We start from the raw sequence: 10,771 nt of genomic DNA on the forward strand, positions 1-10,771 counted from the left end.
TTTTTTATGAAAGAAATTAAATTTTGTGATATAGATGGTATAAAGCTAGGACATTCTGAAAATAAAGAAGGTGGAACTGGGTGTTCTGTTGTAATCTGTGAAAATGGTGCAACTGGTGGAGTTGATGTTCGTGGCGGTTCACCTGGTACAAGAGAAACCGATTTATTAAATCCAATGGAAATGGTAGATAAAATTCATGCTGTTGTGCTATCTGGTGGAAGTGCTTTTGGTCTGGATGCTTCTAGTGGTGTAATGGAATATTTAGAAAATAAAAATATTGGCTTTGATGTAACTGTTGCTAAAGTTCCAATAGTGTGTCAAGCAGTTTTATTTGATTTAGCATTTGGTGATTCTAAAGTACGTCCAAATAAAGAAATGGGAATTAAAGCTTGCTTAAATTCAGAAGAATACTACGATGATATAAACGGTAATATAGGTGCTGGATTTGGTGCAACTGTAGGAAAATTTTTAGGACCAGATTTTTCAATGAAAGGTGGTCTAGGTACATATGCTGTTAAAATTGGACCTTTAGAAGTTGGTGCAATTGTAGCTGTCAATTGTCTTGGTGACGTAATTGATCCACAAAATTTAAATATAATTTCTGGTGCATATGATCGCAAAAATAATAAATTTTTAAATACAGAAAATTTATTATTGTCTAGCTTATATAATCCTATTAATCCATTTAAAGGGAATACCACTATTGGAATAATTGTTACTAATGCAAACTTTACTAAAGCAGAAGCAAATAAAGTCGCTTCTATGGCTCACAATGGCTATGCTAGAACAATGTATCCAGCTCACACTATGTTTGATGGAGATACAATATTTACAATGGCAACAAATAAAGTTAACTCTGATGTTACTACTGTTGGAATGATAGGTGCTAAAGTAATGCAAGAAGCTATTCTAAGAGGTGTCAAATCTGCAAAATCATTATTTGGAGTACCTAGTTTTCAAGATATAAATAGATAAATTTAACATTATTATCGAATTTTATTAACGTATGTAGTTTTTTGGATTTTATAATTAATTTTTACTAATATTCCTCTCATTACATAGAGTATATTTTTTGATATGGCACAAAATAATACTGCAAAGCAGAAAAGCTTAGCAAATAAAATTATTTTATAATTAGATTAAAGGAGGAATATATTATGGCAAATTCATTAGTACCAGAAGCAAAAAACGGGTTAGCAAAATTCAAAAATGAAGTAGCAAATGAAATGGGTGTTCCATTTACTGATTACAATGGTAACCTTTCTTCTAAGCAATGTGGAAGCGTTGGTGGAGAAATGGTTAAGAGAATGGTACAACAATACGAATCTGGCATAAAATAGTATTCTGACTGTGTACCAAAAGAGGAGATAGATATACTCTAATATTAATAAATTAATATATGACTTTTCATTTTAAACATAGAATTATGAAAAACTGAAATTTTTCAGATAAAACAAATTCTCATTTAAAATAAATCATATATAAAATAATTTATTAAACATAAAAGGAGTATTCTATCTCCTTTTACATTTTATTATGAGGTTGTGTTTTAATTTTAGCAGAGTGTTGATATATGCATAAGTAAAAGTGGACAGGTAATTGAACTTTTACCTATTGCACATATCAACACTTGTTTAAAACAGAGCCCATTATAAAGTTTGTAAATATAATTTAAACAAGAAATTCTAACATCTTAAATTATATTATTAAAATATTTTTAATAACTTAACAAATTTTTATATTAAACAAAGAGGCTATTTTAAATAGCCTCTTTAATAAATAAAACTTAATTATTTACAGGTTTCAATATTATTTCTTCATTGTCTCCATCAACTATTACTTTAGATCCATAAATCAAATCTCCTTTAATTATCATTCTTGCAAGACTATTTTCCAAAGTATTTTGAATATATCTCTTAAGAGGTCTTGCCCCGTATATTGGATCATAGCCTTCTTTAACCATAATTGATTTAGCTGAATCAGTAACTTCTAATTCTATATTCTTATCTTTTAATCTATTTTTAACCTCATCTAAGAATATATCTATTATTTTCTTTATTCCACTTTCTGATAATGGTTTAAACATAATTATATCGTCAACTCTATTTAAAAATTCTGGCTTAAATCTTAATTTCAATTGATTTATTACATCTTCTTTTATATTTGGTTCAATATAATCCTCACTTTTATTCTCCAATAAATAATTACTACCTATATTAGAAGTCATTATAATTATAGTATTTTTAAAATCTACTGTTTTTCCTTTATTATCAGTTAATCTACCATCATCTAAAATTTGAAGGAATATATTAAATACATCATCATGTGCTTTTTCTATTTCATCAAAAAGTACTACACTATATGGATTTCTTCTTACTGCTTCTGTTAGTTGTCCGCCTTCATCATAACCTACATATCCTGGAGGCGCTCCAACTAATCTTGATACTGAATGTTTTTCCATGTATTCTGACATATCGATACGAATAATATTTTCTTCTGAATCAAATAAATTTCTAGCTAAAGTTTTTGCAAGTTCTGTTTTACCTACTCCTGTTGGTCCTAAAAAGATAAATGATCCTATTGGTCTATTAATATCTTTAAGCCCTGCTCTAGCTCTAAGAATTGCATTTGTAACAGACTCAATAGCTTCGTCTTGACCTATTACTCTTTTGCTCATCTGGTCTTCTAATCTTAAAAGTTTTTCTCTTTCACCTTCAAGAATATTACTTACAGGTATTCCAGTCCATTTAGATAAAATTTGTGAAACTTCCTCTTCTGTAACTTCTTCTTTTAAAAGAGCACCTTCATAATTTTCTTTAACTTCTAATTCTACATTTTTAAGCTTTTCTTCTAATGCAGGAATTTTACTGTATTGAATTTCAGCTACCTTGTTGTATTCATAATTTCTTTGAGCAGCTTCTAATTCTCCTCTAGCTTCATCTAGTTCTTCTTTAATATTTTTTAAAACAACTATATGCGCTTTTTCTTTTTCATATTTAGCTGTCATCTCATCATTTTCTTCTTTTAATCCAGCTAATTCTTTTTCTAAATCTGCTAATCTATTTTTAGACCCTTCATCTTTTTCTTTTGATAATGCTTCTTTTTCAATTTCAAGTTTAAATATTTTTCTTCTTATTACATCTAACTCTGTTGGCAGGGAATCTATTTCTGATCTTATCATGGCACCTGCTTCATCAATCAAATCAATTGCTTTATCTGGTAAATATCTATCTTGAATATATCTATCTGATAATTTTGCAGCTGATACTATTGCCGAATCATGTATTCTTATACCATGATGTATTTCAAACCTTTCTTTTAATCCCCTTAATATTGAAATTGTGTCTTCAACCGTAGGTTCTTCTATTATTACTGGTTGAAATCTTCTTTCTAGAGCTTTATCTTTTTCAATATATTGTCTATATTCATCAAATGTTGTTGCACCTATACAATGAAGTTCTCCTCTTGCAAGTAATGGCTTAATTAAGTTACCTGCATCCATAGCTCCATCAGTTTTACCTGCACCAACAATAGTATGAATTTCATCTATAAATAAAATTATTCTACCTTCACTATTTTGAACTTCCTTTAAAACAGCTTTTAATCTTTCTTCAAATTCACCTCTATATTTGGCCCCTGCTATTAATGATCCCATATCTAAAGAAAATATGATCTTTTCTTTTAGACCCTCTGGTACATCACCTCTAACTATTCTTTCAGCTAGCCCTTCAACTATTGCTGTTTTACCCACACCTGGTTCACCTATAAGAACAGGATTATTTTTTGTTCTTCTTGATAGAATTCTTATAGCTCTTCTTATTTCTTCATCTCTACCTATAACAGGATCTAATTTATGCTTTTTAGCTAACTCTACTAAATTAGTTCCATATTTAGCTAATGCATCATAAGTTCCCTCTGGGTCTTGAGTATCAACTCTTTGACTTCCTCTAACTTCTGATAAAACTTTTAAAAATTTATCCTTAGTAATGTTATATTTATTTAATAATTTAGCCACTTCTCCATTTTTATCAATATCCATTATAGATAACATTAAATGTTCAACACTTATATAAGAATCTTCGAATTTTTTTGATATTTCTTCTGCTTTAATTAAAATTTCATCTACTTTTCTTGTGATATATACTCCCGAATTTGATGCACCTTCACCTAAAACTTTAGGCATTGAATCAATTATTTTATTTAAATTATCTTTTAAAGATTTTACTTGAATACCCATCTTAGTAAAAATATTAGGTACTAAACCATCTTCTTGATTAACCAGAGCAGAAAAAACATGAATTACATCTATTTGTTGGTGATTATATTTAACTGCTATAATATTGGCATCACTTAAAGCTTGTTGTACTCTTAATGTCATTTTTTCTATATTCATTCTTCTTGCCTCCCTATTTATTTTCACTATATATTTTCTTCTTTAAATATATAATAATACAAAGGTCAAAGAAAGTCAAAGTATATTTAAAAAATAAAAAAAGTTCTATTAAATTGGATTTTTAATAGAACTTTTTTAATGACATTATCTTTTTTACGCCTCAACTTCCAATGATAAATAAGGCTTATTTCTATTTCTGGAATAAGAAAATATACTTATACAATTCTCTACATCTTCCATTCCTGTTAATGTTAATCCAAAATTTTCTTCATAATAATTAAACCACTTGTTTACCATTTCAGAAACATCTACACTTAGAAAATGCTCATCTTTATTTCCTTCAATAATTAAGAAATTATCTGTGTATTCATAACTAGGTGCGTTATTCCAATTAACTGCTAAAGGATTATATTCTTCAGTATTATTATTTAAGAAAACTTTATTTCCAGAAACCTGTCTAAAATTATATATATTTTTTTCTACACATAAATTTAATGTTGCAGATTTTATCTTATAGGTGTTTAATATTTTATCCTTTATATCAAACATCATTAGTGTCCTAAAAACGTTACCATCAGTTCCTACTACATTTCCTACTGGTAAATACTTATTTTCATAAAAATTTTCTTCATTAAATCTTCTACTAATCACAGATATAGATGAAGGGTAAACAGAAATAAATTTCATTAAACCGCTCCTTTAAAATTATCTTTCTTAATCTATATCTATGAAGATATTTAACTTTTAATTCACATTATCAAAATTATTATATATGTAAAAATAACACATTTATGTTATTTAACATAAGTGTGTTATAAAGACATAATTTTATCTATAAATTTAGTATTCATAGTGTGTTAAATTTAGCTTAATATTTAACGGCAGTGAAAGATACCCCTTAATTTTTTTATATTCTTTTATCCACAAAAAAAGCTAAATTAAAATATTTTAACGAATCAGATACAGATCCTAGTTTATAATACATATTTCCCATATCTATATATCTTTCCTTACGTTCTTCTTTAGTACCTGATTTAAATAAAGCATCTAATGCTATATTCATATATTTTTCAGCTTGTACATAATCTCCTAATTTCTGAAGTATTGTACCCTTTAAATAATATGATTTCTTTAATAAAGATATATTATCAGTAGAAATTGCAATATTTAAAGATTCATCTGCTATTTTAGATGCAATTTCAAATTCTGAATTCTTTACTAAAATTTTAGTACAAGAATTTAAAAACTCTACATATTTTTCTTTATTATGATGTGGGAATGTCTTTATTCCTTCTTCTATTTCTTTTATGGCTTTCTCTCTATCATTTATTTGAAAATAATATTTACCATAATCACCTCTAGATAATGCTAAATTTATAGGATTATGCTTTTGATATTCAAAAGCTTTAATTTTAAAGTCTTCAGCATAATCTTTATTTAACTTAATACACAAAGTCGCATATGCATGATATATTTTTCCCTTATTTAAGTCACTATTTATTTTATCAATATCTTTAATTACTATTGATAAAAGTTCATATGCTTCTTCATATTTATTTAATCTTTGATAACAAATAGCTTCATTATATAAGATTAAGCAGTACTCTTCCCGATCTATTTTTTTATTTTCTTGATTTAAAATTTCTCTTAATTTATTATAATAAGCTATTGATTCTAAATACTCTTTATTTTCATATAAGTATCTAGCCATATCTTTAAAATATACTAATGTATTTTCAACATTATTATTTTTTTGATACAAATCATAATATTGAGAAACTATTAATTGAATATTTTCAACTTTACTTTGTTCAACATAATAAGTAAATAGTATATGTATTAATTCAAAAGCTAAATCATTATATTTATATTTCAAAGCATATTCTAAATTATATTTCAGCTTATTTTCACACTCTGAATCCGAAGACAATGTCTTTTTTATTAATTCTAAGTTATTTAATATTTGATCATATACATCTTGTATTAAATAATTTAGTTCAATTCCTATTTTCTCTGATATATATTCTAATAGTTCTTTATCAGCCTTAACTTTTCCATTTTCTATACAGCTCATTTTAGAAATTGAAATTTTAGTTCCACATAAGTCTTTTAATGTAATACCTTTAAAAATTCTAGCCCTTTTTATTTTTTCCCCTGTAGATAATATTTCCACTTACATCACCCATTTATATTTATTGATTCATTATATAATATGAATTAATTTTATTTTATTAATTCTAACTCTTCAAAAAATTTAATTCCTTCATTTAAATAATTACTTGCTCTATTTTCATCTTTTTTATCCATAAAATGCTTACCTATTTTCATAGCTATTTCGCCTGCTTTTAATAAATCTTTGCTTTCTTTAGCTTTAGCATATGCTTCCATGATCATTTTTTCAGCATTTTCATATTCTTCTGATATATTAAAAATTATATATTGTATTAATTTACATTCTATTAATCTACTAAAATCATTTGGGTCTATAACTTTATCCATTTGTTCTACTATTTTTCTGCATTCTTCTATATTTTTAAGTTTTAGATGTGATTTACATATGTCTATTAAAACATCTACTTCATTTTCAAATTCATTTTGATTAATTACCTTTTTAGATACTTCATAATGCTTAAACGACTCTTCTAAATTATCTAATTCATAAAATAATTTACCTAAGTTATGTTCAATTTCTACTACACTCTTTTTGTGTTCTATTTTTCTATAGACTTCTAATGCTTTTTTAGAATATGCAGTAGCTTTCAATAAATCTCCTCGTTTATTGAATTCTTCAGCTAAAACAAGCAGTGTTTTGGCATAACCTTTATCACTATAAGTTCTTTCTAATTTCTTCTTGGCAACATTTGAATATTCTAATGCTTTATCTAAATCTTCTATATTAAAATAAGTTCGTGCCATATTATAGTATATTTCTCCTAATAAAAAGTCATCTTCTATGTTATTATCTAAATATACTTTTTCTGCTTGTCTTAAATAACTACTAGCAGAATGATATGCTCTTAAATTTATTGTTATTTTGGCTAAGTTTAAAAACGTTTTAATTATTTCTTCATAATTATTATTTTTAATAAATATAACATTAGAAGATAAGAAAAACTTTTGTGCCATTTGAAAATCTTTTTTATAAACATATATTTGTGCTGTTATAAATAATAATCTTGCTTTTCTATATTCTAAATTATATTTTTCTGAATAATATAAAGCATTTTCTATGTATTTTTGTGCAATGTCATAAATTTCTAATAATATATAAGATTCTGCAACTTGTTCATAATAGATGCTTATTTTTTCGGCTTGACTTTCTTCCGACTCCATAAGATGTTCAATACTTATATTTAATGTTGCTGCTAAGTATTCAAGCAAATCCATTGATGGATTTGATCTTCCTGATTCAATTAAACTTATTTGACCAGGAGTTATCCTATTCTTTGCTAAATCTTTTAATGTCATATTTAATTCTTTTCGTCTCGTCTTTATTTTTTCACCCAATGACAGGATTTCCACATTTTTCAACTCTTTTCTATACCAAGAATTATTATATTAATAATTATACCATAAAATCACAATAAACTACACCAAATTATTATTATTTTTCTATTATTTATGTATCTTTTACATTTTTATGCAATATTGATGTAATTACATTATATTTAATATATTTTTTTATTTAACTTTTAATAATATAAATAATATTTGAAAATTTCATTGTAAAATATGTTACCAAAATAAAAAGACAAGAAAAAACATTTATTTTTTTCTTGTCTTTTTGATAAACATATTTTTATTTCATACAACAATTCATCATATTATCATATGTATCTTCAGCCATATTTCTCATTTTTGTTCCAACTCTTCTCATTTTCTTTTGAGTTCTGCGATCTAAATTAGGCATAAATGCCATTCCTACAGCTGTACTAATTAATGCTCCTGCAACAATTCCTTTAGTAAATTTTCCCATAATAAACACCTCTTACATTTTTTTTGCTATGTTTTAGTATAATGTTTATATATTTAAAACATAGCCATTTTATTATATTAATTGTTCTATAAATAAGTTATGTATTTTTTTAAAATTTACTCCAAGAAATTATTGGTTTATTTTATAATTTACATTTATTTTCTAACAAGTATAAAATCATTTCTTCTTTTTGTTTACTTAACAATTTAGAAATTAGTTTTTTCCCTTTAATATTATTAATTTTATATTCATTAAAAATATTCTCAAATCTGTCTTCTATAACATTAACTTCACTTTTGTAATCATTAATACTACTCTCATCATTAATAACTACTACATTTTCAAAATAGTTTGATATTAATCCTTCTATATTTGATTTCAATTCTCTATTTATAACTTTTACCACATTATTTTTAATCCACTTTTCAACAACGTTATCAGACTTTATAGCCAAAGCTTCTTTACATTTTTCATCAGCAAGTTCATTGAAAAAATCTCCAGTATGGCTATCTACTTTAACAAATATAACTTCTATACCACTATTCATTAATTCCTGCATTCTTTTGTAATATTCCTTAGATGATGCTTCTTTTCTTTCCCATGCACCTGTTGCATGATAACAAATTCCTGCATAATCATGAAAAATAACCACCTTATTTTCTCCACAACTTAAAGCATACTCTACCCCTTTTATAGCACCCTTTAATTCACCTGCTATCTGTCTTATATTATTACTAGGATCACTTTCTCCAATTCCACTATCAATATACTCTACAATATTATCTTTAACTGCAACTACCCCATAAGAATATTGTGATGTGCAAATATTATAGCTACCATCAACATATATATGTAAGCAATCATCAGGGTAATTTCCATCTAACTTACTTATTAAATTGTTTCTATTATTTAAAAATTCTTTTGCTTCAGATATATCTGTAAAACTTTTATATTTAGCATTTTTTACACCTTTAACATATCTTAAGCATTCCGCCCAAGTATAAACTATTTTATCTTCTACTTTTTGATTGTTTTTAAAATCAAAGCCCTCTTTTATAGCATAAACTTTTTTTCCCACTATTCTATTCCTTCCACAAATTAAACTTTTAATATTATAATGTTGTTAATTCAGTTATTACTAAACATAATTTTTCAACATTTTTAGCACCTGTAAAGTTTATCAAATATTCTAAACCGCTTTTTAGAACTTTAATTATCTCATTATTACCCTCCCAATTTTCTATAATCACATTCATAGGGACATCATTTATAATATTGTTTAGTGCAAAGAATGCTACTCCAATATCATCTATCGCTCCTATAAATGGTATATTGTTTGGTATTATATCCGTTGGTAATGCAATATATGCAATAGAAGATGATAATATTAATTTAGTTTTTATTGAAACTCTATCATCTTTTAACAATCTATATATTAAAGATATAATATCTGGTAAAAGGAATATATATTCTTTAAACTTTTTGGTTTTTTCCGGTAACTTATCTTCTATTATTTCTCTCCCTAACGAATAATTATCTTTAATCTTATTAACAATAATCAATTCATCAGAATTTTCTAAATCATTTTCTTCAATTTCTTCTGTGATTTTTTCTTTAATTAAGTTCCCTTTTAAAGAAATATTAACCCCTTCCAAATTAACCCAAATTTCTTTATCCTTTACAAATACTTCATTTAAAGCAAAGTCAACAAATGGAATATCATATAATATCTTTTTTATATCTATTGATATTTTATCCTTTTCTGTACTTATTCCTTTATCATTGAAATCTTTAATTAATTTTTTCAAAATAAAGCTTCTAAACATTCTAAAAAGACCTAAATTCATTACCTTTAAGTTAGCCAATTTACATATAACTCTTCCATCTATTAATTCAAGTATTTCAACTTTTAAAGAAAATTCTACATTAATTCCCTTTTTAAAATTTCCTTCTACTATGATTCCATTAGATATATTAATTTTATTTATATACAATCCTTCGATCTTTACAAAGTCATTTATAATACTAAGTAAATCCTCACCTAGTAATTTTACTTTAATATTAGATATCTTCATAATATATTCTCCTTTTAAGAATATTCTTTTAAACTTACATATACAATTTTATTTTCATGTATTATTAGAATTATACTATATTTAGACAATAAGTTAAATAATATCTTATTTATCTATGTGGTAATAATAATTTATATAAATTATATTTTTCACTTAATATATTTATTAATTTTATTATATTGAATACTACTTCTAAAATAAAAAAGTTAATGTAAATAAAATATTAAATACATTAACCTTCCACTTTCTTATTAAATTTTAATAATTGGCTATGTTTTAGCAGAGTGTTGATATATGCAATAGGCAAAGTGGCATTGTAATTGGACT

At 25.3% G+C, this 10,771-nt stretch carries 9 protein-coding genes; 2 read left to right on the forward strand and 7 right to left on the reverse strand.

Annotated features, from left to right (window positions below):
• The first annotated feature begins 6 nt into the window (after window positions 1–6).
• Both NG904_RS10705 and NG904_RS10710 read left to right on the forward strand, forming a co-directional pair.
• Window positions 7–975 carry a P1 family peptidase gene (locus tag NG904_RS10705; RefSeq protein ID WP_252231604.1) on the forward strand — a complete coding sequence of 323 codons (969 nt, stop codon included), beginning with the start codon at window positions 7–9 and terminating at the stop codon, window positions 973–975.
• A 182-nt stretch (window positions 976–1,157) separates the two neighbouring features.
• Window positions 1,158–1,340: an alpha/beta-type small acid-soluble spore protein gene (locus NG904_RS10710; protein WP_012423416.1), complete on the forward strand. Its 183-nt coding sequence runs from the start codon at window positions 1,158–1,160 to the stop codon at window positions 1,338–1,340.
• A gap of 446 nt (window positions 1,341–1,786) precedes the next feature.
• On the opposite strand, the gene clpB is transcribed toward NG904_RS10710, so the two are convergent.
• From clpB to NG904_RS10745, 7 genes are all read right to left on the reverse strand, one after another.
• The gene (clpB, locus tag NG904_RS10715; protein WP_252231605.1) at window positions 1,787–4,393 is read right to left on the reverse strand and encodes an ATP-dependent chaperone ClpB; all 2,607 of its coding nucleotides are present in this window, start codon (window positions 4,391–4,393) and stop codon (window positions 1,787–1,789) included.
• Between the two features lie 153 nt (window positions 4,394–4,546).
• Window positions 4,547–5,080, reverse strand: coding sequence for a DNRLRE domain-containing protein (locus tag NG904_RS10720; RefSeq protein WP_252231606.1), 534 nt, complete (start codon window positions 5,078–5,080; stop codon window positions 4,547–4,549).
• 220 nt (window positions 5,081–5,300) lie between these two features.
• Window positions 5,301–6,566 carry a helix-turn-helix domain-containing protein gene (locus tag NG904_RS10725; RefSeq protein ID WP_252224691.1) on the reverse strand — a complete coding sequence of 422 codons (1,266 nt, stop codon included), beginning with the start codon at window positions 6,564–6,566 and terminating at the stop codon, window positions 5,301–5,303.
• Between the two features lie 50 nt (window positions 6,567–6,616).
• A complete protein-coding gene (locus NG904_RS10730) occupies window positions 6,617–7,915 on the reverse strand; it encodes a helix-turn-helix domain-containing protein (protein WP_252231607.1) in 1,299 nt (432 codons plus the stop codon).
• A gap of 277 nt (window positions 7,916–8,192) precedes the next feature.
• Complete coding sequence (locus NG904_RS10735) at window positions 8,193–8,369, reverse strand: YtxH domain-containing protein (protein ID WP_252212733.1); 177 nt, start codon at window positions 8,367–8,369, stop codon at window positions 8,193–8,195.
• A 142-nt stretch (window positions 8,370–8,511) separates the two neighbouring features.
• Complete coding sequence (locus NG904_RS10740; RefSeq protein WP_252231608.1) at window positions 8,512–9,447, reverse strand: ribonuclease H family protein; 936 nt, start codon at window positions 9,445–9,447, stop codon at window positions 8,512–8,514.
• Window positions 9,448–9,481: 34 nt separating this feature from the next.
• Window positions 9,482–10,444 (reverse strand): YkvA family protein, encoded by a 963-nt coding sequence (locus NG904_RS10745; RefSeq protein ID WP_252231609.1) that lies wholly within the window; start codon window positions 10,442–10,444, stop codon window positions 9,482–9,484.
• Between the last annotated feature and the right edge of the window lie 327 nt (window positions 10,445–10,771).

Origin of the sequence: Clostridium sp. ZBS15, from assembly GCF_023845705.1 — a bacterium.
Classification (GTDB): domain Bacteria; phylum Bacillota; class Clostridia; order Clostridiales; family Clostridiaceae; genus Clostridium; species Clostridium aquiflavi.

Coding starts and splice junctions, on each gene's coding strand:
- NG904_RS10705 (WP_252231604.1), top strand. CDS start 7: ATGAAAGAAATTAAATTTTGTGATATAGATGGTATAAAGCTAGGACAT.
- NG904_RS10710 (WP_012423416.1), top strand. CDS start 1,158: ATGGCAAATTCATTAGTACCAGAAGCAAAAAACGGGTTAGCAAAATTC.
- clpB (WP_252231605.1), bottom strand. CDS start 4,393: ATGAATATAGAAAAAATGACATTAAGAGTACAACAAGCTTTAAGTGAT.
- NG904_RS10720 (WP_252231606.1), bottom strand. CDS start 5,080: ATGAAATTTATTTCTGTTTACCCTTCATCTATATCTGTGATTAGTAGA.
- NG904_RS10735 (WP_252212733.1), bottom strand. CDS start 8,369: ATGGGAAAATTTACTAAAGGAATTGTTGCAGGAGCATTAATTAGTACA.
- NG904_RS10745 (WP_252231609.1), bottom strand. CDS start 10,444: ATGAAGATATCTAATATTAAAGTAAAATTACTAGGTGAGGATTTACTT.